16 protein-coding genes and 2 pseudogenes are annotated in these 24,591 nt (G+C 70.1%); 10 read left to right on the forward strand and 8 right to left on the reverse strand.

Annotated elements, in window-relative coordinates; genetic code table 11:
- Positions 1-78: pseudogene (locus tag QH196_RS23415) on the forward strand (hypothetical protein); the annotation flags it as partial.
- A 143-nt stretch (positions 79-221) separates the two neighbouring features.
- On the opposite strand, the pseudogene galT reads toward QH196_RS23415, so the two are convergent.
- A pseudogene (galT, locus tag QH196_RS23420) lies at positions 222-1,301 on the reverse strand (galactose-1-phosphate uridylyltransferase); the annotation flags it as partial.
- Positions 1,302-1,448: 147 nt separating this feature from the next.
- On the opposite strand from galT, the gene QH196_RS23425 reads away from it, so the two are divergent.
- Positions 1,449-2,096: an NUDIX domain-containing protein gene (locus QH196_RS23425; RefSeq protein WP_280417971.1), complete on the forward strand. Its 648-nt coding sequence runs from the start codon at positions 1,449-1,451 to the stop codon at positions 2,094-2,096.
- Here the strand turns inward: QH196_RS23425 and QH196_RS23430 are convergent.
- Entirely contained in the window at positions 2,074-2,895 is an 822-nt protein-coding gene (locus QH196_RS23430) for an SDR family NAD(P)-dependent oxidoreductase (RefSeq protein WP_280417972.1), read from the reverse strand. The genes QH196_RS23425 and QH196_RS23430 overlap by 23 nt on opposite strands.
- 117 nt (positions 2,896-3,012) lie before the next feature.
- Between QH196_RS23430 and QH196_RS23435 the strand changes: the two genes are divergently transcribed.
- Positions 3,013-3,612 (forward strand): TetR/AcrR family transcriptional regulator, encoded by a 600-nt coding sequence (locus tag QH196_RS23435; protein ID WP_280417973.1) that lies wholly within the window; start codon positions 3,013-3,015, stop codon positions 3,610-3,612.
- Positions 3,613-3,685: 73 nt separating this feature from the next.
- Positions 3,686-4,501: a putative protein N(5)-glutamine methyltransferase gene (locus QH196_RS23440; protein ID WP_280417974.1), complete on the forward strand. Its 816-nt coding sequence runs from the start codon at positions 3,686-3,688 to the stop codon at positions 4,499-4,501.
- Here the strand turns inward: QH196_RS23440 and QH196_RS23445 are convergent.
- On the reverse strand, positions 4,485-5,312 hold the full coding sequence (locus QH196_RS23445; RefSeq protein WP_280417975.1) for an SDR family NAD(P)-dependent oxidoreductase: 828 nt from the start codon (positions 5,310-5,312) through the stop codon (positions 4,485-4,487). The genes QH196_RS23440 and QH196_RS23445 overlap by 17 nt on opposite strands.
- Positions 5,313-5,372: 60 nt before the next feature.
- Complete coding sequence (locus QH196_RS23450; RefSeq protein ID WP_280417976.1) at positions 5,373-6,944, reverse strand: succinic semialdehyde dehydrogenase; 1,572 nt, start codon at positions 6,942-6,944, stop codon at positions 5,373-5,375.
- A gap of 177 nt (positions 6,945-7,121) precedes the next feature.
- Here QH196_RS23450 and QH196_RS23455 point away from each other — a divergent pair, with 177 nt between their 5' ends.
- Positions 7,122-7,862: a TetR/AcrR family transcriptional regulator gene (locus QH196_RS23455; protein ID WP_280417977.1), complete on the forward strand. Its 741-nt coding sequence runs from the start codon at positions 7,122-7,124 to the stop codon at positions 7,860-7,862.
- 14 nt (positions 7,863-7,876) lie between these two features.
- On the opposite strand, the gene recD is transcribed toward QH196_RS23455, so the two are convergent.
- The 3 genes from recD to recC are packed head-to-tail and all read right to left on the reverse strand — an operon-like array spanning position 7,877 to position 17,224.
- On the reverse strand, positions 7,877-9,796 hold the full coding sequence (gene recD, locus QH196_RS23460; RefSeq protein WP_280417978.1) for an exodeoxyribonuclease V subunit alpha: 1,920 nt from the start codon (positions 9,794-9,796) through the stop codon (positions 7,877-7,879).
- Positions 9,793-13,149, reverse strand: coding sequence for a UvrD-helicase domain-containing protein (locus QH196_RS23465; RefSeq protein WP_280417979.1), 3,357 nt, complete (start codon positions 13,147-13,149; stop codon positions 9,793-9,795). Before QH196_RS23465 ends, recD begins: the two co-directional genes overlap by 4 nt.
- Positions 13,150-13,183: 34 nt before the next feature.
- The gene (gene recC / locus QH196_RS23470) at positions 13,184-17,224 is read right to left on the reverse strand and encodes an exodeoxyribonuclease V subunit gamma (protein WP_280417980.1); all 4,041 of its coding nucleotides are present in this window, start codon (positions 17,222-17,224) and stop codon (positions 13,184-13,186) included.
- A 327-nt stretch (positions 17,225-17,551) separates the two neighbouring features.
- On the opposite strand from recC, the gene QH196_RS23475 reads away from it, so the two are divergent.
- On the forward strand, positions 17,552-17,764 hold the full coding sequence (locus QH196_RS23475; RefSeq protein WP_062979623.1) for a hypothetical protein: 213 nt from the start codon (positions 17,552-17,554) through the stop codon (positions 17,762-17,764).
- Between the two features lie 88 nt (positions 17,765-17,852).
- Positions 17,853-18,695: a serine hydrolase gene (locus tag QH196_RS23480; protein ID WP_280418028.1), complete on the forward strand. Its 843-nt coding sequence runs from the start codon at positions 17,853-17,855 to the stop codon at positions 18,693-18,695.
- An 84-nt stretch (positions 18,696-18,779) separates the two neighbouring features.
- Here QH196_RS23480 and QH196_RS23485 read toward each other — a convergent pair whose 3' ends face one another.
- Positions 18,780-20,264 (reverse strand): cytochrome P450, encoded by a 1,485-nt coding sequence (locus QH196_RS23485; protein ID WP_280417981.1) that lies wholly within the window; start codon positions 20,262-20,264, stop codon positions 18,780-18,782.
- A 251-nt stretch (positions 20,265-20,515) separates the two neighbouring features.
- On the opposite strand from QH196_RS23485, the gene QH196_RS23490 reads away from it, so the two are divergent.
- From QH196_RS23490 to QH196_RS23500, 3 genes are all read left to right on the forward strand, one after another.
- A complete protein-coding gene (locus tag QH196_RS23490) occupies positions 20,516-21,985 on the forward strand; it encodes an NAD(P)/FAD-dependent oxidoreductase (protein WP_280417982.1) in 1,470 nt (489 codons plus the stop codon).
- A gap of 76 nt (positions 21,986-22,061) precedes the next feature.
- On the forward strand, positions 22,062-23,378 hold the full coding sequence (locus QH196_RS23495) for a hypothetical protein (protein ID WP_280417983.1): 1,317 nt from the start codon (positions 22,062-22,064) through the stop codon (positions 23,376-23,378).
- 180 nt (positions 23,379-23,558) lie between these two features.
- The gene (locus QH196_RS23500; protein WP_280417984.1) at positions 23,559-24,425 is read left to right on the forward strand and encodes a hypothetical protein; all 867 of its coding nucleotides are present in this window, start codon (positions 23,559-23,561) and stop codon (positions 24,423-24,425) included.
- The last annotated feature ends 166 nt before the right edge of the window (positions 24,426-24,591 follow it).

The following is a 24,591-nucleotide window of genomic DNA, read 5'->3' on the forward strand; positions in this document are numbered from 1 at the left end:
GCGCTGGAACCCGTGCAGATGCTGCCCGCGCCCGCTCAGGGTGCGCTGGCCGTCGAATGCCGGGCCGCGCCCCCCCGCCCGCCCCCCCCCCCCCCCCCCCCCCCCCCCCCCCCCCCCCCCCCCCCCCCCCCCCCCCCGGCCCCCCCCCCCCCCCCCCCCCCCCCCCCCCCGCCGTTGCGCCGCGGGGGGGCCCCGCCCCCCTCTCGGGGGGGGCCCGCCTCCTCCGGGACGATATCGGCGACGAACGCCCCCATCGCCGCCTCGGACCCGGCCAGATACTTGATCTTGTCCACCCCGCGCCGGATCGAGGTCAGTTGCAGATGCAACCGGACGGTATCGCGCCCGGTGTGTACCGGCGCCTGATGCCATGCCGCGATATACGGCGTCGGATCGTCGTACAGGGCATCGATCCCACGGAGCAGCCGCAGGTAGAGCGTGACCAGCTCGTCGCGCTCCGCATCGCTCGCCGCGGCGAGATCGGGAATATGCCGGTGCGGCAGCAGATGTACCTCGATCGGCCAGCGTGCCGCGAACGGGACGAACGCCGTCCACATCTCCCCCGCCAGCACCACCCGCTCGCCGGCGCGTTCGGTCTCCAGGATGCGCTGGAACAGGTCCGGCCCGAGCCGGCGCACCGATTCGAGCACCCGTATGGTCCGCGGCGTCACATAGGGGTAGGCGTAGATCTGGCCGTGCGGATGCGGCAGCGTGACACCGATCGCCTTCCCGCGATTCTCGAAGACGAAAACCTGCTCGATACCCGGTAGTTCCGACAGCACGGCGGTACGGTCGGCCCAGGCTTCGATCACGGTGCGTGCCCGGCTGGGGGTGAGATCGCCGAAGGACCCTTCGTGTTCAGGACTGAAACAGACCACCTCACAGCGTCCGACCGCCACGCGTTCCCGGCCGAACCCGAGGTCGCTGATATCGGCGAGGCCACTCGGTGCCGCAACCACGCCCGTGCCGTCGCCGGGGAGTGCAGGCCCGAAGGACGGTGAACGGTTCTCGAAAACGGCCACATCGTAGAGATCCGGGATCTCCGACGGGTTGTCCGGTGTCTGCGGGGCCAGCGGATCGCGGTCGGCAGGGGGCAGTACCACGCGGCTCTGCCGGGCGGCGGCGACCGAGATCCACTCCCCGTTCAGCACATCCTGGCGCATGGTGGCGGTCGGCGGCCGGGGTTCCAGCGCGCGGGTATCGATCCGGCGTTCGGGACCGAGCCGGGTATCGGCGTCGTCGTAGTAGATGAGCTCCCGGCCGTCGGCCAGGGTCGCAGTGCGCTTCACGATACGGTTCGGCACGCCTTCACGATAACCAGCCGGACAGGCCCCCGGCCCGTTCTCGACGACCGGCGGGTCCCCGGCCGTGGCGTGATCACGACACCCCGGCTGCTGTCCGGTGGTGCCGGATCCATGGGTCGCGGGGCCCGGATGCGGCAGTATGGGGCCGTGGACCAAACGGCGGTATCGGTGGATGTCGTGGCGTTGCGGTTCTGGGCCGCGGACGCCGCGGTCACTTTCGGCATCGCGGCCCGCGGCCACGAACCGTTCACGGGCCGCCTCGCGCTCCCCGGGGTGCTGCTGGGCCGGGGCGAACGCCTGGCCGATGCCGCGGCCCGTGCGGTACACGCCAAACTCGGTGTCCCGCCCGCCGCGCTCGGGCCGGTCGGGCAGTTGGTGACCTTCGACGAACCGCACCGGGATCCGCGCGGGCCCACCCTGTCCATCGCCATGTGGGCGGTGACCGAACCACACGAGGGGCCGGCGCAGTGGGTTTCGTTCGACGAACCACCGGCCCTGGCCTTCGACCACAACAGCATCGTGGCCGCCGCCCGTGGCCTGCTCGCGGGGTTGCTGTGGAAAGACCTCCCGCTCACCCGCGCCCTGCTGGGCGCACAGTTCCCGGCCACCCGCGCCGTCGACCTCGCCGCCTCGCTGATGGGCACCCGGCCGGACGCGGCCAATCTCAACCGCACCCTGGCCGGGATCCCGGGGCTGGTGAAAACCGGGGAGCGGCGCCGCACCAGAGCCACCGGCCGCCCGGCCGCGGTCTGGGCGTTCCGCGACCCGCCGATCAGCCCGGAGCAGAGCGGCTGAGATCCTCCCACTCCTCGCGCAACCGGCCCCGGTCCCGCTCCATCTCCTGGACCATGTCGTAGGACCGGCTACCCACGATGAGCGCGCGGGGCGGATCCGGTACGTCCACCAGCCGCATGATCGTCGCCGCGGCGGTGGCCGGATCGGGTCCGGCGTCCGTACCCCACATCGCGGCCATCTCCGCCCGGAGCGCCTCGTACTCCGGGAGCGGATCGGTCGCGGTGGTGCCGGCGGTGAACAGCCCGGTGTCGTAACCACCCATCTGCAGGCTGGTGACCTTGATCCCGAACGCCGCCACCTCCATTGCCAGTGCCTGGCCGAACGAGTCGAGGGCCGCTTTTCCCGCGCCGTAGAACCCGACGGACGCCATTCCGCCACCACTTCCCATCGAGCTCACCTGCAGGATCCGCCCGCCGCCCTGGGCCCGCAGCCGGGGCAACACCGCTTGCGAAACCCAGACGGCGCCGAAGAAATTCACCTCGAAATGGGCACGTATCTGCTCCTCGGTCGCTTCTTCGACCATGCCGTACAGCATCCCGCCCGCATTGTTGACCACGATATCGATGCGTCCGAATGCGGCGAAGGCCCGCTCGACCCCGGCGAATACGGCGTCTCGATCGGAGACGTCCAACGAGAACCGGACCAGCGCGGCGGGGTAGGTGGAACTCAGGTCGTCCAGCGGTTCGGTGTTGCGGGCCACCGCGACGACCCGATCTCCTGCAGCCAGTGCCGCTTCCGTGAACGCCCGGCCCAGGCCGCGCGTAGCACCGGTGATGAACCAGGTTCGTGTGGTTGTCACGATAGTCACCCTTCTTCAACGAGACGGACCGTCTCGGTTCGTGTCACCGAGTATGCCGCCGAGTAGCACGGAAGTCAAACGAACCGTTGCGTCTCGTTGGATTGCTACGCTGTCCACATGACCACCGACCGCACTCCTGACCGCTCCCGGCGCAGCGAGCGGTCCCGGCAGGCCATCCTCGCCGCGACCCGCGAACTGATCGCCGAATCCGGATACGCGAAGGTGTCCATCGAGGCGATCGCGGCACGGGCCGGCGTCGGGAAACAGACGATCTACCGGTGGTGGCCCTCGAAGGGTGCGGTCATCTTCGACTCCTTCCTGGCGCTGAGCGAATCCGCCGACGGCACAGGCATCGAACTACCCGATACCGGTGACCTCGCCGCCGACCTCAAACTCGTCCTGCGCGCCACCGCCGCCGAATTCGCCGACCCCGAATTCGAGCGGCCCATCAGGGCACTCAATTCCGCGCTCATCCACGATCCGGAACTCGCGGCGCGATACCGCGAAACGCTGGCCCACCCGGTCGACGAAGCCAAGAAGGCGCGGCTGCGCAGCGCTCAGGAATCAGGTCAGCTCGACCCCGCCGCCGATCTCGACCTGGTTCTGGAAATGCTCTACGCGCCGCTTTTCCAGCGATGGCTGCTGCGCACCGGGCCGCTCACCGACGAGTACGCCGATGCCTTGGTCGAGAACACGCTGCGCGCTTTCCGCCCCTGACACAACACCGGCCGCCCCGCGGCGCGGGCGATAATCCGGTGCGCCGGTCCCCGACACCCGACAGACTGTGCCCATGCCCGCTTTCGATATCGAGGCCGTCACCAGGGAGCTCCGCGCCGCGGGCTGCGTTTTCGCCGAAGACGAGGCACGGCTGCTCGTGCACAGCGCCCGATCCACCGGTGAATTGGCCGGACTCGTGGCGCGGCGGGTCGCCGGGAACCCACTGGAGTACGTCCTGGGCTGGGCCGAATTCAAAGGTCTGCGGGTGGGTGTGCGGGCCGGTGTGTTCGTCCCGCGGCGGCGCTCGGCACTCCTGGTCGACGAGGCGCTCGCCCTCGCCCGCACCGACCCGCCGCGGACCGTCGTGGATCTGTGCTGCGGATCGGGCGCGCTGGGATTGGCCCTGATCAGCGAACTAGCCGGCCACTCCGCCCCACTACCGGACCTGTACGCCGCCGATATCGACCCGGTGGCGGCCGACTGCGCCCGCCGCAACCTCGCGGGTGTCGGTGGGCGGGTCTACCAGGGCGATCTGTTCGACGCGCTACCCGCGCGGTTACGCGGGCGGATCGATATCCTGCTGGCGAACACGCCGTACGTACCGTCGGAATCCCTCGCACAGTTGCCGCCGGAGGCCCGCGATCACGAACCGGCGGCCGCCCTCGACGGCGGTCCGGACGGTCTGGACCTCGCCCGCCGCACCGCGGCGGCCGCGCCCGCCTGGCTGGCACCCGGCGGCTGTCTGCTGATCGAGATCGGTACCGATCAGATCCCGACCGCCACCGCACTGCTCACCGGCCACGGTTTCGCGGCGCGGATCGCCCGGTCCGCCGAGCTCGGCGCCACCGTGGCGATCGGCCTACCGGCGACCGCTATTTCCGGCCCTTGAACTCGTCCATCGAGTGATACACGCCGACGGTGTTCAGGAACAGATCTCGCAGTTTCAGCGGCAGCACACCGGAGAGGACCTTGTTGAGGCGGGAGGTCCACGGCATGATCACCACGGGGGTGCCCTTCTTCATCTCGGCCCAGGCGGTCGCCACCACCTTGTGCTGGTCGAGGATCGGCGTGAACCAGAATCCCGTGGCGCCCTCGAACATGCCCGTATTGATGTAGGTCGGGCAGAAGGTGGTGACCTTGACGTGGTCGTGCCCCGCCTGGCCGAGTTCGATCCGCACCGAATCCGACCAGCCCAGCGCGGCCCATTTCGATGCGGCGTAGACGCTCATCCGCGGATTGTGCACCAGACCGGCCGAGGAAGCGATGGTGAGTACGCGGGCCTCGGTGGTTCCCGCGACCATGGCCGGCAGGAATTCCAGGGTCACATACATCGGCGCCAGCGCATTGATGGCCATGGTGCGCTCGATATCGTCGCGGTCCTTCGTTTCCCAGAAGTACGTATTGCCCCGCACGATTCCGGCATTGTTCACGAGGACGTCGATATCGCCCACGTCCACCCGCACCGATTCGGCGGCGGCCGCCACGGCCTCCCGATCGGAGATATCGACGGTATGGCTGTGGATCGCACCGGAGATCGCGCTGAGTTCGGCCGCGGTGGCGCGCAGGGCGGTCTCGTTGACATCCCAGAGAACCACCGCGGCGGCGCCTTCGCGTACCGCCTGTTCGGCGAACAGTTTGCCCAGGCCCATGGCGGCACCGGTGATCAGCACCTTCTTACCGGCCACCGTGTCCAGTTTCATCGATTCGGATCCTTTGTCATCGCAGCGAAATCAGGGGTAGCGGCCTGCTTCCGGCCGGGCCTATTTCTGGCGCAGAGTTTTCATGACCCGGAAGAACAGTGTCATGGTTTTCGCCCACATCGCCTCCGACATCCCCGGCAGCGGCGCGATCGGCAGCATCCGCTGCACCGCGATGGTCTGGGTGTCGACGTACTTCAGCAGGCCCTCGGGACCGTGCCGGCGGCCGGTGCCGGAAATCCCCACACCACCGGACGGTGCGTCCGCACTCCCCCAGGCCGCGATGAAACCCTCGTTCACATTGACCGAGCCGGCGTTGATGCGGGCCGCGAATTCGCGTCCCCGGGTGGCACTGCGCGACCACACGCTGGCGTTGAGACCGTAGGGCGTGTCGTTGGCCTGAGTGACCGCCTCGTCGTCACTGGCGACCTTGTACACCGAGACGACGGGACCGAAGGTCTCCTCCCGGTACACCGTCATCTCGGCGGTGACATCGGTGAGCACGGTGGGTTCGTAGAAGTAGGGACCGAGGTCGGGCCGGTGCACACCGCCGGTCAGCACAGTGGCACCCTTGGCCACCGCGTCGTCGACGTGGGCGCGCACGGTGTCGAGCTGGCGCGCGAAGGTCAGCGAACCCATATCGGTGCTGTAGTCCAGCGGGGAGCCCAGCTTCACCCCCTTCACCGCCGTCACGAATTCGCTGACGAACCGGTCGTAGACCGATTCGTGCACGTAGATCCGCTCCATCGATTCGCACAACTGCCCGGCCGAGGCGAAACTCGCGCGCACGGCGGTTTTGGCGGCGGCCACCGGATCGGCATCCGAGAGGACGAGCAGCGGATTCTTCCCGCCCAGTTCGAGTGAACAACCGATCAGCCGCTCCCCCGCCTGGCGGCCGATGGTCCGGCCGGTGGCGCTGGAACCGGTGTAGTCGACGTAGTCGGCGCGATCGATGATCTCGCCGCCGATCACCGAGCCGCGGCCGAGCACGATCTGCCACAGTCCCTCGGGCAGGCCGGCCCGGACGGCCGCGTCGGCCGCCCACAGTGCGGTGAGCGCGGTCTGGTTGTCCGGGCGGCCCACCACCGCGTTGCCGGCGACCAGAGCCGGGAGCGCATCCGATACCGCCAGCGCCAGCGGATAGTTCCACGGCGAGATCACCGCGACCACACCCTTGGGCCGGTGCCGCACCTGCACATCGGTGAGCACCGGCAGCACTCCACGCGGATTGCGGCGGGCCAGCAATTTGGCGGCGGTGGCCGCGTAGTACCGGGAATTCACCGCGACATCGCCGACCTCGTCGAAGGCGTGCACCCGGGACTTACCGGTTTCGGTCTGCACGATATCGAGAACGGTGTCCTGTTCGGCCAGCACCAGATCGTGGAAGCGGCGCAGTACCGCGGCACGCTCCCGGACCGGCACCTGCGCCCACTGCCGCTGGGCCGCGCGGGCCCGCTCGAAGGCGGTCTCGATATCGGCGACCGACGATTGCGGCAGTTCGGCGATCGGCTCGCCGGTGACCGGCGCATGCACCGTGACGGCGGGCGCACCACCGGCCGCGGCCCGGGTGAGCAGCCGTTCGACCAGGTCCGGGGTGAGTGCGCCGGTGGCGGCGGGACGCTGGGCGGTCGTCATCGTCGGCATTCTCCTGGGGCGAGGTGCCGCGATCGGCGATCCGCGGCACGGCGATTAATTGAACAGTGGTGTTAATGTAATGCTCGTGCGGTGTGGAGTGTCAAGAGGCACGGTGCGGACAACAGCCGGGTACCGGTACCGGCTGTGCGATCTCACAGCGGCCCGGGCAGGCACCGCGTGAGTAGCCCGGAACGGAACCACGACGGCGAGGTGGGTGTCGCCGAAGCGCCGCAACGGCCGGAACCCGGCCCGCCGCCCCGGCGGGGCCGGCCACCGCAGACCCGGGCACAAGCCGAGGAGGTGCGCGCCCGGATCGTCGACGCCGCCGGCGAGGTCTTCACCCGCGCCGGTTCCCGTGGTCTGAGCGTGGCCCGGATCATCGACCAGGCCGGGCTCTCGCGGCCCACGTTCTACCGTTATTTCGCCAACGCCACCGAACCGCTGCATGTGCTGCTGGAGGTATCGAACGCGGAGCTGGTCGGCGGGATCGCGGCCGCGCTCGACGCGACCGGCGAGGGCGTGGAGCTCGGTATCCGGCTGATCGACGCCTACCTGGACTGGGCTCGCGGGCACGGCGCGATGCTGCGCCCGCTGTTCGCCGAACTCCACGATCCGGCTTCACCGGTCTCGGCGTACCGCAATGCCGCGCTCGACGGGATCCGGGAGAATGTACGCGCCAAGTTCACGGAACTGGGGCGGACCGTGCCCGGACTGCTGGATCTCGATGCCGCCCTGCACGTCTGCGAATACGTGGTGTACCGGATTTCGGCCGCCTCCGAACCCGGCGGCGAACCCGATGCGGCCACGGTTGCCGAGGCCCGGCTCACGATGATCCGGGTCGTGCTGGCGACACTCGGCAATACGGCCGATTTCCGGTACGCCATGGGGCTGCCCGGACTGTCCCCGGCCGCGCCGTAAGCCGGCGCGGCGGGTCAGCGGAGTTGATCGGCCTGGTCGAGGCTGAGCCCGCTGGCGCGCAGTACATGCCGGTCGATCGCGGCCCGGATGGCCTCCTCGGTTCCCAGGATGCGCACGTGGCGGCGGGCGCGAGTGATGGCGGTGTACAGGAGTTCCCGGGTCAGCAGGCTCGACCCGGGCTCCGGTAGAACGATGGTCACCGCATCGTATTGGCTGCCCTGACTGCGATGAATCGTCATCGCGAACACCGTGACCACGGCGGGAAACCGGGTCGGATGGATCAGCAGCGGTTCCTCACCCCGCTGCAGTGCCACCCGCAGCGACCCGTCCGGGCGGCTCACGACCACGCCGGTATCGCCGTTGTAGATCCGCGCCTCGTGATCGTTGGCCGTCACCAGCAGCGGTTGCCCCGGATACCAGGTGCCGGTCCGGTACTCCGGGCCCGCACCCGCGGCGGCGGCCCATTCGGCCGCCGTCCGGTCCCAGTGCTCCACCCCGTACGGGCCCCGGCGATGTGCACAGAGCAGGCGATGTGATTCGAACGCGGTCAGTGCCGCCGCCGCGTCGCCGGTCTGCGCCGCGGCGGTGACCCGTTGTGCGGTGGCGACGGTATCGGCCCGGACGGCGGCTATCTCGTCGGGGCCGAGCAGTTCGAGCGTATCGCCACCGGACCGCAGCAGATCCAGCGCAGCCTCGGTATCCCCGGCGCGGACCGCCACCGCCAGATCGGCGATCCGGCCGCCGAACCGGCGCCCACGGGTGAGCCGGACGATCCCGCCGCACAACCGTTTACGCTCGGATTCGGTCAGCGCCTCGGAATCTTCCGCGGTCGCGGCCGGCGCAGACGTACTGGCAAATCCGGGTTCGGCGGCGAGAATCGCCTCGAAGGCCGGATCGGGCTCGACCGGGAACGGCGCGGCCACCAGATCCGCGAGCACCGCCCCCGCGTCCACGGAGGCGAGCTGATCCGGGTCGCCGGCCAGCACGAGCCGGGTATCCGGGCGTAGTGCGGCGAGCAGCCGGCTCATCATGGTCAGCGAAACCATGGACGTCTCGTCCACGACGACCACGTCGTAGGGCAGTCGATTGTGTTCGTGATAGCGGAACCGGGTGGTGCGACCGCGCTGCCATCCCAGCAGGCGGTGCAAGGTCGCCGCGGAGAGTTCCGGGAGGCCGAGCGGCGCGGCCTGGTCGCGGACGGCCTCCTGCAACCGGGCCGCGGCCTTACCGGTGGGCGCGGCCAGCGCGATCCGCAGCGGTGCACCCCCGGGTTCGGCCGCGCGGTGCGCGACCAGAAGCGCGAGAATACGGGCGATGGTATGCGTTTTCCCGGTTCCGGGTCCGCCGGCGACGACGGTGGTCCACTGGGTGGCGGCCAGCGCCGCGGCGAGTCGCTGCCGGTCGGGGGTATCGCCCGCCGGGCCGAAGAGCCGATCGAGTTCGCGGCACACCACGGCCGGATCGGCGGCCGGATGACCGGCCGCCCGCGCGGTGAGCACCCGGCGGATGGTGTGTTCCTGCCGGTAGTACCGGTCCAGATAGAGCAGCGGGCCGACGCCCGGCCGGGCCGGTTCGGTGAGCCGCAACGGCCGCAGCGGTCCGGCCGGGCCGCCGCGCACGAGCGGACTGTCGCGGACCGCGTCGATCACCGATTGTTCGTCGGGCCAGGGTAATTCGGTGAGGTCGAGCTGATCGGGATGTTCGTCGTCGGTATCCACGCCGATATCCCGCATCCGGGTCAGGTCCAGGCAGACCGACCCCGACCGTACGGCGCGTACCGCCAGCGCCGCCGCGAACAGCACCGGTTCGCGGTCCTCCCCCGCGAGCCGGCCCAGCCGGGCGGCCACATGCACATCCGCGGCCGACAGCACCCCGGCCTCGTTGAATTCCCGCAGTATTCCGCGCCCGCGCTGCGCCACCCGGATCGGGATCACGACCCACCTCCGGCGAGCAGCTCGGACAACTCGGTGATCAGGGCGGGCGGCGGCGTCCAATCGAACACTCCCGCACCGTCGGGGGTCTCCGGTCCGATCATGCCGCGGACGAACAGGTAGCGGATACCGCCGAGATGTTCCGCGGGATCGTAGCCGGGCAGCCGCCACCGCAGATACCGGTGCAATGCCACCGAATACAGCAGGGCCTGCAGCGGGTAGTGCGAGCGGATCATCTCGGCGGCCATCCGGTCACGGGTGTAGTGCGCGACGGTGAGATCACCGGTGCCCAGCCGGTTCGTCTTGTAGTCGACCACGACGAACCGGCCGTCGGGCGTCCGCAGCACCGCATCGATACTCCCGGTGAGGTATCCGCGTAACGGGGTGTCGTCGAGAGTGCCGAGTTCGTCGGCGTAGGCGTGGAAGATATCGCCGGGGGCCAGCCGGGAGCGCACCAGCGCGGCGATCCGGTGCAGCGTGGCCGAGCCGGCGGCGGGTGCGTCCCCGCCCGCGAGGGGCAGTTCGAATTCGAGTTCGCACAACCGGTCCCGGTCGGGGATATCGGCGAGGGCGCCGAAACCAATCGGGGTGCGCAGAACGGCGAGCAGCGCCTCCGCCAGCAGGTCCGGATCCGCCGCGGACAGCATCTCCCCCACCGCTTCGGCGCAGCGGGCCCGCACCTCGGCGGCCGGGTCGGCGGCGTCGGTACTCACTCGCTCCAGCACCGCATGCACCAGGGTGCCGAATTCCGCACCGTAGGGCAGCGCATTCATGAGAGAGGCGGCACCCGGCTCGGGTTCGGCCAGCGGCGCCGGTGCGTCCGGTTCGTCGTCCGGACCGAGGGCCTCCTCCGGTTCGGTATCGGGCAGCACGCTGTGTGCCGCGGCGGTCAGCGCCGAATAGGAGGTCCGCCGCCACTGCTCGTCCAGCTTCCGGTCGAAACGCGCCACCGCGAGCGCGCGGTCGGCCACGCCGGCGCGCGCATGGAACACCGGCACCTCCGGGCCCGGGTCCGCCGCCGTGACCGAGATGGTCTCCGCCGCGGCCGCTGCCCACGCCCGAATCCGGTCCACCACCGCGGCGTCCTCGTCGACCGGCGCGCGGGGTTTCGGCTGCGCCGACTCCGGTGTCCGGCCGAACAGCAGCCGGTGCAGCGGGGCGACCGCGGTCCCGAACGACGGCGCCCACCAGGCGACCACCTGGCAGCACGCACGGGTCAGCGCCACATAGCACAGCCGCAGTTCCTCACCCGCCGATTCGCTGTCCGCGCGCTCCTTGCGGGCGTTGTAGCCCGGAGCGTCGGGGCCGCCGATATCGAGCACCCGGGCCCCGTTCTCGTGCATCAGCAGGGTGGCCGGTTTCGGATCGGCCGAACTGTCCCAGGCGAACGGCAGGTAGACGATCGGGAATTCGAGTCCCTTGCTGGCATGCACGGTGGCGAGCTGGACCGCGGCCAGATCCCGGTCCAGCCGCCGGCTGCGCCCGGCCACCGAGCCCGAACCGGGTTCCCGGATCCGGTCGGCGAGCCATCTGGTGAGCGCGGTGAGCCCGAAACCCTCGGTGGCCGAGACCTCGTCGAGCAGCTGGGCGAGCTGGCGGATATCGGTGAGCCGGCGCTCGCCGTGCTCGACGGCCAGCAACCGCGGCACCAGCCGGGTCGCGGCCGTGAGCTCCTCGACAACGGCCGCGAACCCGGCCCGGGCGAAAAGACGGGCCGCATCACGTAATTCGGCGCTGACCCGCCCCACCAGATCCGCGCCGCCGCTATCCATTTCGGCGCTCGTGTACCCGAATATCGGAGTGAGTGCGGCCAGCCGGACCCGGTCCGCGCGATGCGGCTGTTCGAGCGCGGACAGTACCCACAACCAATCGGTGGCACTCGCGGTACCGAACACACTGCTACCGCTGGTCAATACGACAGGCACGCCCGCGCGTTCGAGCGCCTCCCGAACCACCTCCAGCTGGGTGTGGGTGCGCACGAGCACCGCGATATCGCCGGGTCCCAGTGGGCGGCCCTCTCCCGGCTCCCCGGCGGGGGCGCCGTTGCGCGCCGCGGGCCGCCGGCCGGTCGCCTCGGCGAGGACGGTGCCCGACTCGAGCAGCGCCACGATATCGCCCGCCAGATCCGCGGCGACCCGGGCGCGCTGCCGGTGGATATTCGGAAATCCCGACATACCCCGCGGTCCGGCCCCGGTGCGCGGCAGGCACCGCAACCGCAGCGCCGTGACCAGTTCGGCGGGGCCCCGCAATCGAGACCACGGCTGGGTCGCACTCACTGTGGGCACCACGATCTCGTCGTGCCCGAGCGCGGCCCCGCCGAGCAGGTGCTCGAGTGCGCGCAGCAGGCCGGCGTCGCTGCGGCGGTTGGTGGTGAGTTCGCGCCGGGCCGTCGCCTGGCCGACGGCGTCGAGATAGCTGAGTACTTCGGCGCCGCGGAACGCATAGATCGCCTGCTTCGGATCACCCACCAGCACGAGGGTGTTGTGACCGTGGAATGCGCGGTACAGGATCTCCCATTGCAGCGGGTCGGTGTCCTGGAATTCGTCCACCAGCACCACCGGATACCGGTCGCGGATGCGACGGCACGCGCCGGGGCCGCGCACCGGATCGGCCAGGATATCGCGCAGCAGTACCAGCAGGTCATCGAAATCCCGGACGCTCGAAAGCCTTTTGCGTCGTTCGGTTTCCGCGCGTACCGCGGCGGCGAAGGCAACCCGCTGTGCCGATATGTCGTCGGTGTCCGGGGCGAGTACGGCCTGCCGGTCGCGCACCGCGGCGGACGCGAACCGGTGGGCCTGTTTGATCGTGAACGGCGCGGGCATGCGTGCGTAGCGACTCAGATACAGGTCGTCGATCACCGCGCGGGTGAGGTCGTCCGCCTCCTCCACCAGCCGCACACCGGGGTCGAGATCGCCGGCGACACCCAGTTCGGCCAGCATGCGGCGGCAGAAACTGTGCGTGGTGGCGATCACCCCGGCATCGAAATCGGAGAGCGCGGTGAGCAACCGGGCCCGGCGGGCCGCGACCTCGCCGGGTTCGGCGGTTGCCAGATGGCGCACCAGCTCATCGGTCGCGGTGCGCGCGGCCACCGGGTCGGCCAGCGCCGCGGCGACGGCGACGAACCGGTCGCGGGTCCGTTCGCGCAGTTCCTGGGTGGCGGCGCGGCTGAAGGTCACCAGCAGCAGCCGGGATATCGGGATCGCGGCCTCGGCGACATAGCGGACGGCCAAGCCGACGATCGCATAGGTTTTCCCGGTTCCCGCACTGGCCTCCAGCACAGTGGTACCGGTCGGCAGGGCATCGCAGAGCGCGAAGCTGTCCCCGGCCGCGGGCGGTGTGGTGGCGGTCGCTGTCACGGGGACCGCCTGACGTCTCCGTTGCGCGCGGTGCTCATGGCGCCCCTTGCTGTTCGGCCCGCAGCAGCGGCCCCCAGAGGCGGCGGGCGATGGAGCCGAACCGCGTCTGTTCCACGGGCTCACCGTCGGGTGCCGCAGCGGCGGTGAGGCGGCTCAGATCCGGCACCGGACCCCAGACATAACGCACATTCCGGTCGGTGTGTTCGGCGAAATCGCGTTTCTTGTCCCCGCCGCCGAATTCGCGATCGGCCGCGACCATGGCCTCCTCCGGTGGGAGGCGCCGGAACCGCGCCTCGGCGTATGCGGCGGTGGTGGCGGTCGGGATCGGCAGGGGTTCGGCCAGGCCGGCCTCGCGTAATGCGACCAATGTCCGCAACAGGCCGTTCGCCTCGTCCGCGGCGGGCGCGGTGAGCTCGGCGCGCCAAGCGGGTGTCGGGAACCGGCCGCGTCCGGTCACCGCGGCCCGCCACGAGCGGTCCTCGGTCGCCGCCAGCGCCAGCACCGAAACCCAGGCCGCCAGGCGATGTTTCGGCGCGACCCGGGAGTAGGTCGTGCGCACCAGCAGATCACCGCGTACCTCGGCGACGGTCCCCGTCAGGCGCCGGCCACCGCCGAGATCGACGGCGATATCGATATCGCGGGGCGGTTGCGCGTAATCCGGTGCCGCGGCCCGGAACAACGTATCGACCGTCCGCTCCACCTGGTCCAGCACCGCACGGCCCAGTTCGGCCGGCGGTAAGGTACCGCGCCGCCACTCTGCCGCCCGCAGCTCGGCGGGGTCGGCTCCGGCCAGCCGGGCGCTCAGCATCCGCTCCCCGAGCGACCAGGTTTCGAGACCACCGAACTCGATCGGCAGCCGATCCGCGATTTCCTCCTCCTCATCGGGGATCCGCAAACCCAGCCGCTGCCACAGGAATCCGCGCACCGGATGCTCCAGAAAAGAAATCAGCTCGGCCAGGCCTATTTCGGTGGTCTCGGCCGCGGGCAGGGCCCGGTTGAAGGGGTTCGCCGCGGGTTGTGCGGGTTGCAGCGTCGCCTGCGCCCCGGCGTATGCGGCGGTATCGAAGGAGAACGGCGCCGCGGCGGCGAAATTGCGCCGGTCGTGTGGTTGCAGCGGGTGGTGGGTGAGGACCGCGGACATCCCGTCCGGTCCGACATGGGCACGCACGGTATCGAGTAGTTCCGCCACGGGGACCGCGGGCGGACGGTAGGCACCGGTCACCGGATCGGCCCCGGTGTGCAACACCACCAGGGTGTCGCGGGCGGCCATGATCGCATCCAGCAGCAGCTGCCGATCCTCCGACCGCGGATCACGCTCTCCCACAAGGGGGTCGCGGGCGGGGATATCGTCACCGTCGAGGCCCGCACCACGGGGAAAGACCTCGTCGTCCACGCCGAGCAGTACCACCACCCGGTGCGGAACGGAGCGCATCGGGGTCATGGTGCAGACGGTGAGCTCGCCCGTGCGGAAATTTGCGCGCGTCGGTGTGGCGGCGAGCCGACTCTGCAGTAATTCGGTGATATCGGCGAGCCGCAGCACGGTATCCCCGGCGTGGGCCGTCGCGGCCGCCAGTTCCCGGCGCGCCTCGGTGCGTATCCACTCCTGCGCCGGGGCGACGTCGGTGAGCAGATCGAGGGCACGCCCCAGGGTCGCCGACCACTCCGCGGCCGGTGCGGGCCCTTGCAGGTCACGCAGGATCGAGGCGAGGCGATCGATGTATTCGGCGAACCGGCCCGCCAGATCGATATCGTTGCTGTCCACATCGTCGAGCGGGAGGACCCGGTCGAGCCAGTCCTGCGAACTCTCGTCGGCGGTGACACCCAGCAGGATCCGGTCCAGCGCGGCGTTGAGGGTGTTCTGTTCGAATTCGCCGAGGCCGAACGCATGCCGCTGCCGGCGGCCGATCCCCCAGCGGGCACCGGCCTCGACCGCCCATTCCCGCATTCGCTCGATATCGTCGTCATCGAATCCGCAGGCCCGGCGAACCGGTTCATAGGCAGCCAGGTCCAGGACCTCGGTGACGGTGACCCGCCCCCGTGCCAGTTCCAGCAGCACCGCCACCACACCCAGTAGTGGATTGGTCGCGCCACGTCCACGGTCGGCGAGCCGTACCCGTAACCGGTGACCGGGATGGGCCACGGCCTCCGGTGTCTCGGTTCCGGACGGTACGGGTTGCCCGAACGCCGCACGCACCAGCGGGGCGAACGATTCGACCTCCGGGCACATGATCACCACATCGCGCGGTTCCAGGGCGGAGTCGGCGGCGAACAGCCCGAGCAGGCATTCCCGCAGCACCTCCACCTGCCGCACGGGACCGTGGCAGGCATGGATCTGCACGCTGCCGTCACCGGTGTGCCGGCCGGCGACCGGCGGCCAGTCGTCGTCACGGATATGCGCTTGCAGCGCCTGGAGCAGGGACGACGACGACTGCCCCCCGTCTCGGTCGTGGACAGAACCGTCTGCGGCCATGGACTTTTCGCCGGTAGGCCGATCCGATCCACTCGCCGCGACAGGCACAGGGCCCGGCGCCGCCGGATGGCGGGTATCGGTTTCGGCAGGCGGCAACCGCAGTTGCAGTTCCCGGACATCGCGACTCAGCCCCGCCAGCAGTGGGTGCCGCACCAGACCGGCCGAATCATCGTCCACCCGTGTTCTTTCCATAGAGAGCAACGGAGCGCCACCGGGGACCGATCCCGACACTCGGACCGCCTCGGGGCCCGCGCCGGGCGCTGAGCTCGAGCCCGGCGCCGAGCTCGCCAGCCCAGGGGCCTCGGCGAACGTTTCGGCGGCCGCAGTGATCTCGGAGTCGAGCGGACGGCCGGTCACCGCGACCGCGCCGGCGGAGTGACCGGGTCCGGTGATGCTCGGTGCAGCGCTTTGATCCGGGACAGCGCTTGGGTCTTGTGCAGAGCCGGGAGCAGATTCTGAGCTCGGGCTCGGTACTGAACCCGAGTCCGGCGCCGGCCCCGGGGGCGAGTTCAACACTGAGCTCGCCGAGTCCGTGCCTGGGCCGGGTGCCGGGGTCGAGCCGGGAGCCGATTTCGGGCCTGAGCCCGGGGCAAGGATTGGACCTGGTGCGGTGGACGGGCCTGAGACGGTGGGTGCACTCGAGCCTGCGGCCGGGCCCGAGAGTGGAGCTGCGCCCGGGCCCAGGGCTGAGGCCGAGCCCGGGGTCAGTGGTGCCGACCACGCGGTGGGTAAGCGATCTCCGGGATCGCAGGCCGGTCCGTCCGGAGTGCGGCGATGCCGGTCCAGCGAGTTCCACATCGCCGGACTCGGGTGCGTCAGCCATAGATGCAGGTCGCGATGTTCGGCCACAGCGGTGAGTACCGCCAGGTGGCCCGCGGGCAGCCGGGTAGCCCCGAAGAGCGACAGCCGATCGGGCAGCGTGACAACACCCGGTTCCGCCCGCAGGCGCGCACACGCGGTGTGCAGCCGCTCCGCCGGGCCGGGTGCGCCGACGGCCGCGCGCAACCGGCGCCACAGGGCGGGCTGCCAGAGCAGATCGTCCGGGAGCGGCCGGCCGGTGCCGTCGGTATCGGCCCCGTCCGCCCATTCGGTGATCAGGTGGGGACGCTGCACCGCATACCCGTCGAAGAGCGTGGCCAGGCGGGCCGCGGTGGCGTACCGCCGCCCGAGCCGGTGCGCCGCGGCGGCCGGTCCGGCATCGGGCTTCACTTCGGAGACGCCGGCCGGATCCGGCCCGAGATGGTGCGCCAGTACCGCGCACCACGGCTCTGCCACCGCATCGTCGATCACCCGCAGCAGTGTCCAGACCACCCGGTCGTGCGCCCACGGATCCGTCTGCGCACCGACTCCGGTGGCCTGGGCCAGTACCTCCTCGACCAGCGCGGCCGGGGCAGGGAACCGGATATTGGCCGCGATCCCGTCGCCCGCACCGGGGGCCGCGCCGAGCGCACCCGAGAGTTGTTGCGCCAGCCAGCGCTCCACCCCTTTGGCGGGTACCGCGACCACTTCCGTGGCGAACGGATCCGGCAGCGGATGGGCGAGCACGGCCGCGAGCGCGCCGGCGAGCGCGTCCGCGCGTTCGGCACGGTGGATGTGCAGCGCCATCTCCGCCCTTCCGCTCGGTCCGATCGCCGGTTTCCGCCCGCATTCGCACAGCTCGGGCGGCTCTCTCGTCCACCCGTTTATACGCCCCGCCACCGACAGCGCCGGGTCACCCCCCACGACGGCAGAGGACAACCCCCGGACAGATGGTCATCATCCGAATGTCCCTAGCGCCGAACGCTTCTACCCGATATTCAGTCGTTCCGCACAGTGATTTAGCGCACATGAGTCACCGACACGCGGCCGGATGGCCGGGATCCGGCGGAGTCGCTGTGTCACAGTGCAACCCCGGGAGGAACGGGTTACCGCACGAAAGGCTGGTTCGCGTCGATGAAAGCGCTGGTTGTTCCCCTGATACCGAGAGACGGATTCACCGTCCGCCGCTCCGGGGACCGGTGGGAGCTGGTCAACTCCCGGCATTACGGGCGGACCGTCGTTCTGCATTCGTGGCCTCGCGATCAGCACACCGAGGCGTTCGAGCACTGCTACCGCCTCAACGGCCGTCCGGTGGCCGATCTGAAGGCCACGGCCCGGGTCCACTAGCGGATCACGGAAAACGTGCGCGCCGAGCGCCGATGTGACAAGGTGTTTCCTCGTGCGTTACCCCCTGCTCACCGGTGCTGCGCCCCGTATGGCCGCACCCGCCACAGTCCTGGCCGCCGCCGCGATCATGTTCGCCGGTGTGCCCGCGGGCCTGCCCGCGGCCGATGCCGTTCCACTCGCGCACACCCAGGGTTGCGCGCACGGTTTCGACTGCGATCTCGCCGGCCGTATCGAAACCGTCAACTCGTATCTCGATTCGCGACCGGGTGTCACCGGTTATGTGATCCGCGATCGGAACACCGGCGCCGTCTACGCCAGCCCGCACGCCGAAGATATGGTGTGGACCGCGTCGACGATCAAACTCGCCATCGCGCAGGATCTGCTCAACCGGGCCCGCGTCGGCGCCATCGCCCTGCCGCCGGAGGATCGCGGCCTCATCGAGCAGATGATGTCGACCTCCAACGACCAGGCCACCGATATCCTCTGGAACAAATACGCGGGCCTGGACCGGATGGCTTTCAACAACGCCTTCCGCGCCAACGGGATGACCAGCCTGGCCCCGCAGCCCTCGCCCAATCCCGGGCCGCACTGGGCATTCCAGAAGACCACCGCCGCCGATTTCGACCGGCTCATGTCCAATGTCCTGGACCGGATGCATCCCGATGACCGCAACTACCTGCTGGATCTCATGCGCCGCGTCGATTCCAATCAGCACTGGGGCGTCTGGGGCGCCGGCTCGGCGATGCGGCCCGGCCTGAAGAACGGCTGGTCCGACGAGCAGGGCGGCTGGGTGGTGAACTCGGTCGGTTTCGCCGGGCCGGGTGAGCGCTACACCCTGTCGATCATGACCGCGATGAACGGTGAAGGCGGCTACCAGGAAGGTGCCGAAACCGATACCACCGTCGCCGAATACCTGCTGTCCGGCCGCTGAACCACCGCGCCCGAACCGTTTCCGCAGCGCCCGGCACCGGCCCCCGCCCGTAGCGGGGAACCGGTGCCGGGCGCTTCCGGTGTCTCAGGTGAGACGTTGCAACCGCATCGGCGCATCGTCGCGCGGGAACGGAATCGTGGTGAAACCCCAGGGCATGCGGTAGCCCTCCGGGAAACTCCACGCATAGTCGCGGACCAGGGCGGAGATGATCGTCTTCACCTCGAACGTGCCGAAATGCATGCCGATGCACTTGTGCGACCCCGCACCGAACGGCATCCACGCGAGCCGATGGGATTTGTCCTCCCGGCGCTCGTCGGAGAACCGCAGCGGATCGAAAACCTCCGGATCGGTCCACAATTCGGTGAGCAGGTGGTTGACCTGATAGCCGAGGTCGACCGGAGTTCCGGCGGGGATGTAGTGGCCGCAGATCTCGGTATCGCGGACGGCGCGGCGCACCATACCGGGCACCGGCGGCATCAACCGCAGACTTTCCTTCACCACCAGGTCCAGGGTGCGCAGGCTGTCCAGATCGGCGATGGCCGGCGAATCGTTGGTCAGATCCAGCGCCAGGACCTCCTCGCGCACCTTCTGCTGCCACTCCGGGTGTTTGCCCAGGTAGTACGCGACCGCGGTGGCGGTGGTGGTCGTGGTGTCATGCGCGGCCATGATCAGGAAGATCATATGGTTCACCACATCGTCGTCGCTGAAAACCGAACCGTCCTCGGCGCGAGCGTGGCACAGACCGGAGAAGAAATCCGGGGCGTCGCTGCGCCGCTTCTGCGGAAGCATCCCGCGGAAGTACTCCTCGAGCACCTTGCGGCCATGTAATCCGGCCCGCCATTTGCCGCCGGGCACATTGTGCCGGACCAGCGCGAGCCCGGCATGCGTGCAGGCCACAAATGCGTCGGTGAGTTTCCTGCGCTCTTCACCCACCTCGAGTGCCATGAAGGTTTCGCCGGCGATATCGAGCGCCAGTTCCTTGATGGCGGGAAACATCTGCACGGTCCGGCTCGCCCCCGCCCCCTCGGGCACCCAGCGGCCGATGGTCGACCGGACGACCGGTGTCAGTTCGGCCAGATGCGCCTCCAGGCGTTCCCGGGTGAATGCCTGCTGCATGATGCGCCGGTGGAACATATGCTCGTCGAATTCGAGCAGCAGCAGACCGCGCCGGAAGAACGGGCCGATGAAATAGTCCCAGCCCTGCCCGAAATCCCGGCGGCGCCGGCCGACCACCTCGTCGAGCGCCTCCGGCCCCGCGGCGAACACCCGGTCCATTCCCATCGAACTGTTGAGGGTGACCGGGCCGAACCGGCGGTACCGGTCCAGCATCTCGGCCGGACCCCAACGCATGTAATGGAGGGTGCGTCCCAGGTAGGGCAGACCCCCGTCGCCGCGTACCGCGCGAGTATCGTTCCGGTCCGGCGGGGTGGCCAGGGTTCGCGGTCGCTCGGGGACCCGCAGGAGCAGCCGGTCGAGTGCCTGACGCCGCGGTATTTCGATGAGCGCCGAATTCTCGGTATCGGTGCGCGCCCGCGACGCTCGCGTGGCGGCACGGTCGACGGTGACCATGGCAGAACCTCCTGAGAGATAGCACCCATCCTATTGTCTTTGTTGCAACAGGCTGTGCGATTTCGACCGAATCGGTACCTGCTCGCCTCCCCCGAGACCGCCGCGCGATCGCTATCGTGGTGAGTTGCCACACCACCACGAGTGCACAACAGCGTCGGACTGTGTCCTCGACGGGTACTGCTACTACCGTGTGCGTTGTCGGACATGATCATCACGGGCAGCCACCGGCCCACCGCTGGCGAGGAGCGACCATGAGCACGCAACCTGTTGAGAACGGCCGGCACCGCGTCGTGGTGATCGGATCCGGGTTCGGCGGTCTGTTCGGGACCAAACACCTCAAGCGGGCCGACGTCGACGTCACCCTCATCTCCAAGAGCACAACGCACCTGTTCCAGCCTCTGCTCTACCAGGTGGCCACCGGGATCCTGTCGGTCGGCGAGATCGCGCCCGCGACCCGGCTGGTGCTGCGGAAACAGAAGAACGCCCAGGTGCTGCTGGGCGAGGTCACCGATATCGACCTGACCGAGCGCACCGTCACCTCGGTACTGCTCGGCGAATCCACCGTGACCCCCTACGACAGCCTGATCGTCGCGACCGGCGCCCAGCAGTCGTATTTCGGCAACGACCAGTTCGCCACCTTCGCGCCCGGTATGAAAACCATCGACGACGCCCTCGAACTACGCGGCCGCATTCTCGGGTCCTTCGAACAGGCCGAGGTCGCGCAGACACAAGAGGAACGCGACCGGCTGCTCACCTTCGTGGTGGTGGGCGCCGGCCCCACCGGAGTCGAGCTGGCGGGCCAGATCGCGGAACTGTCCGACCGCACTCTCGAAGGCACATTCCACAACATCGACCCGCGCGACGCCCGGGTGATCCTGGTCGAAGGCGCGGGCGCGGTACTCGGCCCCATGGGCCCGAAACTGGGTGGTAAGGCGCAGCGGCGGCTCGAATCCATGGGTGTGGAGATCCAGTTGAACGCCCTGGTGACCGATGTCGACGCCCACGGTGTGACGGTGAAGGACAAGGATGGCACCACCCGGCGGATCGAATCCGCCTGCAAGGTGTGGTCGGCCGGGGTGCAGGCCAGCCCGCTGGGCAAGATGCTGGCCGACCGTTCGGCCGGTACCGAAGTGGACCGCGCGGGCCGGGTCGTGGTGGAGCCGGACCTCACCATCAAGGGACATCCCAACGTCTTCGTCGTCGGGGATCTGATGTCGGTACCCGATGTCCCCGGGCAGGCCCAGGGCGCGATCCAGGGCGCCACTTACGCCGCGAAGCAGATCAAGGCCGAGGTGGCAGGTAAACAGACACCGGCCGACCGGCGGCAGTTCAAATACTTCAACAAGGGCAGTATGGCGACGATCTCGCGATTCAGCGCGGTCTGCCAGGTGGGGAAGCTGGAATTCGGCGGTTTCGTTGCGTGGCTGGCCTGGCTGGCGCTGCACCTGTACTACCTCGTCGGTTACCGGAGCCGGATCATCACCATCATCCAGTGGTTCGTGACCTTCCTCGGCCGTGGTCGCGGCCAGATGGCGGCCACCGAACAGTGGATCTTCGCGCGTCTCGCGCTGGAGGCGGTGTACGGCGACAGTGAAGAGGGCGAGGAAATCGTGCGCGGGGCGGCGGGCCGCCGGCCGCCCGGCTCCTCGCAGGCCAATCCCACCGGCAACGGGGTCGCTACCCCGGCCGAGAAATCCGGAGGCAATCGTAAAGTCGGCTGACCGGCCGATATCCCAGGCGCCGACCCCTTACGGAGCTAATATCGGGCAATCCGATTGATTCCGGAGAAAGGCGACCATGGGTAAGCACAGAGCTCCCGGTGTCACCCGGCGCGCTACCGGATCGGTCGTCGCTGCGGGCGCGGTCCCGCTCATCGCGACACTGATCGGCGCCGGCACAGCCAATGCCGAAACACCCCCCGCCCCGCCCCCGATCCCGGCACTCCCCGCGCTGCCCGCACTCCCGGCGGGCCTCTTCCTACCGGCTCCCGAGCCGGCCGTGGGCACCGCGGCACCTCCCACCGCACCCGATCCGGCGCCGCCGGCCGCACCCGGCGCCCCATCACCCGCCGTACCGGTGACGCACCTTTCCACCACCCCCGCCGGGCCGATGCCTGCCGCCCCGGCGGCATCCACCCTCCCCACACCGATTGCGGACCAATTCACCGCCCCGGCAGCGCCGGCCCCGAGCAACGCGCCGGCCGAGCCGGGATCCGCAGCCCCCGCCGCGCCCGTAGCACCGGACGCACCGGCCCATCTCGTCTGGCCCGCGGCACCGACCCCCGGCCCACTCGCCACGTCCGCCGGCCCGGCGCCCGGCCCACTCACCGCGCTCGGCGCCTCGGTGCCCGGCCCGCCGGCGACACCCGTTGTCCCGGCACCGATGGCGGACCCCTTCGCGGGACCGGCCGCCGCCAACGCATCGGCGCCCGCTGCCCAGCCCCCGGCAGCACCAGTCGCGCCGGACCCGGTCAGGGCGGCTACCACCGCAGTCCAGAACGCTGTCCAGTCGGTGACCGAGACCATCGGTGCAGCGGCGGCACCACTGACCCGGCCCGTCCCCGGGATCGCACCACCGGCCACGCTCGCCGATCCGGGCGCGGAGCTGCTGTCCGCCCCTGCCTATCGCACGCCCCAGGGCTCCCTCCCCGCGGCTCAGCCCGGTGCCCCCCGGGCGCCGGTCGACACGCCGCCGGGCACACTGCGGATCGGCAGCTTCGTGATCGCCGTACCGTTCGACGCCGGCCCGGTCAACCAGGGCGCCGCGCAGGCCGAGGATCAGGTGTCGACCTATCTCGATTCGATGGGTGTGGAATCCACGCGGTCGGATCGGCTTGCCGCCCAGACCCTGGGTAACGCCGTCATCGGCGCGGCCATCGGGAACGCCGTCGCCGCACCGGTCGCCATCCCGTTCGGAATGCTCGGCGCCGCACTCGGTTTCGTGGCAGGGATACCGTTCCTGCCGACCGGCCTCGTCGTCGGCCCCGTCCTCGGCGCCGCGGTCGGGTACGGCGTCGTCGCGGTACCCGCCATGATGGCCGGAGCCGCACTCGGGGCGGCATACGGCGTCACCGACGGTTTCACCACACCGCTACTCGGCGCAGCCCAGCCGTGAGCCCGATATCCGGCCCGAGCCCCCGTCCGGTGCCGCAAACCAGCCGTTATCGCTGCGCCGCCGTGTCCTCGGTGCCGGTTCGGGAGCGGATTGCCAGCAGCCTGAACAGGAGAATCCCATCCGCCGCGCGTTCCGGTCCGAATGTCTGGCAAACCGACAATTTCCCGGAGAAAGGCGACCATGGGTAAGCACAGAGCTACCGGTCCGGCTCGGCGGGCTGCGGGATCGGTGGTAGCGGCGGGCGCGGTTCCGCTCATCGCGACACTGATCGGCGCCGGTACGGCCAATGCCGAAGCACTCCCCGCTCCACCCGCGTCACCCCCGATTCCCGCGCTACCGGCGAATCCGCTGCAGCCGGCCTCCGCCGCCCCCGACCCGATCCGCGACCTCACGGTCGCCGTACAGGATGCGACCCGGGTGGCCGTGCGGTCCGCTACCGATACCTTCGGGATGGCGGCGGCACCGTTGCTTCCCGCTCCGCCGGCCCCGGCGCCCGCGGCGGTCGCCGAACCGGCCCCCACCCCGGCGACCCGGGCGCTACCTCAGCACGCCTACCTCGCTCCGCAGGGCGAATTGCATGCGCCGATGCCGGTGGCACCGGTGGCGCCGATCGAGGCGCCCCCCGGCAAGCTGCGGATCGGCAACGTCGTCATGGATGCGCCGCCGTTCGACGTCCGGGACATCAATACCGCCGCCGCACAGGCGGAAGCGCAGGTGGCGACCTTCTACGATTCGGTGGGCGTGGAGCGCAGCCGGTCGGACCGGATGGCCGCGCAGACCGTGGGTTCCGCGGCCATCGGCGCCTCGGTCGCCAACACGCTGGCCTCCCCGATCTCGACCACCTCGGCGATGGTCGGCGCGGTCGCCGGGCTGATCTCCGGTGTCCCGTTCCTGCCGATCGGTCTCGTCGTGGGCCCGGTGCTCGGCGCGGCCATCGGCTACGCGGTGATCGCGGCACCGGCGATGGCCGTCGGTGCGGCTGTCGGCGGAGCGATCGGAGCGGCCGAGGGGTATACCGCGGCACCGTACGGCGCGCCGCCGCCGTGATCACCGGGTGTCCGGCGGGATGCGCTCGCCGGACACCCGATCGGGCGGGGTCGAGCGTTTCCTTCGAACACCCCGGCGCGAATCAGCGGCACGCGGACGGGCGGAGGGGTCGGCCGCCTGACCCCCATCGACCGCTGGACCCGCCGGAACCCGCCCGCCATGGTCG

It is taken from the genome of Nocardia carnea, assembly GCF_029868325.1.
Taxonomy (GTDB): domain Bacteria; phylum Actinomycetota; class Actinomycetes; order Mycobacteriales; family Mycobacteriaceae; genus Nocardia; species Nocardia carnea_C.

What these genes read in the sequence shown, in the direction of transcription:
- QH196_RS23450 (WP_280417976.1), bottom strand. Translation starts at nt 6,944, where the DNA reads ATGACGACCGCCCAGCGTCCCGCCGCCACCGGCGCACTCACCCCGGAC.
- recC (WP_280417980.1), bottom strand. Translation starts at nt 17,224, where the DNA reads ATGGCGCTGCACATCCACCGTGCCGAACGCGCGGACGCGCTCGCCGGC.
- QH196_RS23475 (WP_062979623.1), top strand. Translation starts at nt 17,552, where the DNA reads ATGAAAGCGCTGGTTGTTCCCCTGATACCGAGAGACGGATTCACCGTC.
- QH196_RS23500 (WP_280417984.1), top strand. Translation starts at nt 23,559, where the DNA reads ATGGGTAAGCACAGAGCTACCGGTCCGGCTCGGCGGGCTGCGGGATCG.
- QH196_RS23435 (WP_280417973.1), top strand. Translation starts at nt 3,013, where the DNA reads ATGACCACCGACCGCACTCCTGACCGCTCCCGGCGCAGCGAGCGGTCC.
- QH196_RS23490 (WP_280417982.1), top strand. Translation starts at nt 20,516, where the DNA reads ATGAGCACGCAACCTGTTGAGAACGGCCGGCACCGCGTCGTGGTGATC.
- QH196_RS23445 (WP_280417975.1), bottom strand. Translation starts at nt 5,312, where the DNA reads ATGAAACTGGACACGGTGGCCGGTAAGAAGGTGCTGATCACCGGTGCC.
- QH196_RS23495 (WP_280417983.1), top strand. Translation starts at nt 22,062, where the DNA reads ATGGGTAAGCACAGAGCTCCCGGTGTCACCCGGCGCGCTACCGGATCG.
- QH196_RS23440 (WP_280417974.1), top strand. Translation starts at nt 3,686, where the DNA reads ATGCCCGCTTTCGATATCGAGGCCGTCACCAGGGAGCTCCGCGCCGCG.
- QH196_RS23480 (WP_280418028.1), top strand. Translation starts at nt 17,853, where the DNA reads ATGGCCGCACCCGCCACAGTCCTGGCCGCCGCCGCGATCATGTTCGCC.
- QH196_RS23485 (WP_280417981.1), bottom strand. Translation starts at nt 20,264, where the DNA reads ATGGTCACCGTCGACCGTGCCGCCACGCGAGCGTCGCGGGCGCGCACC.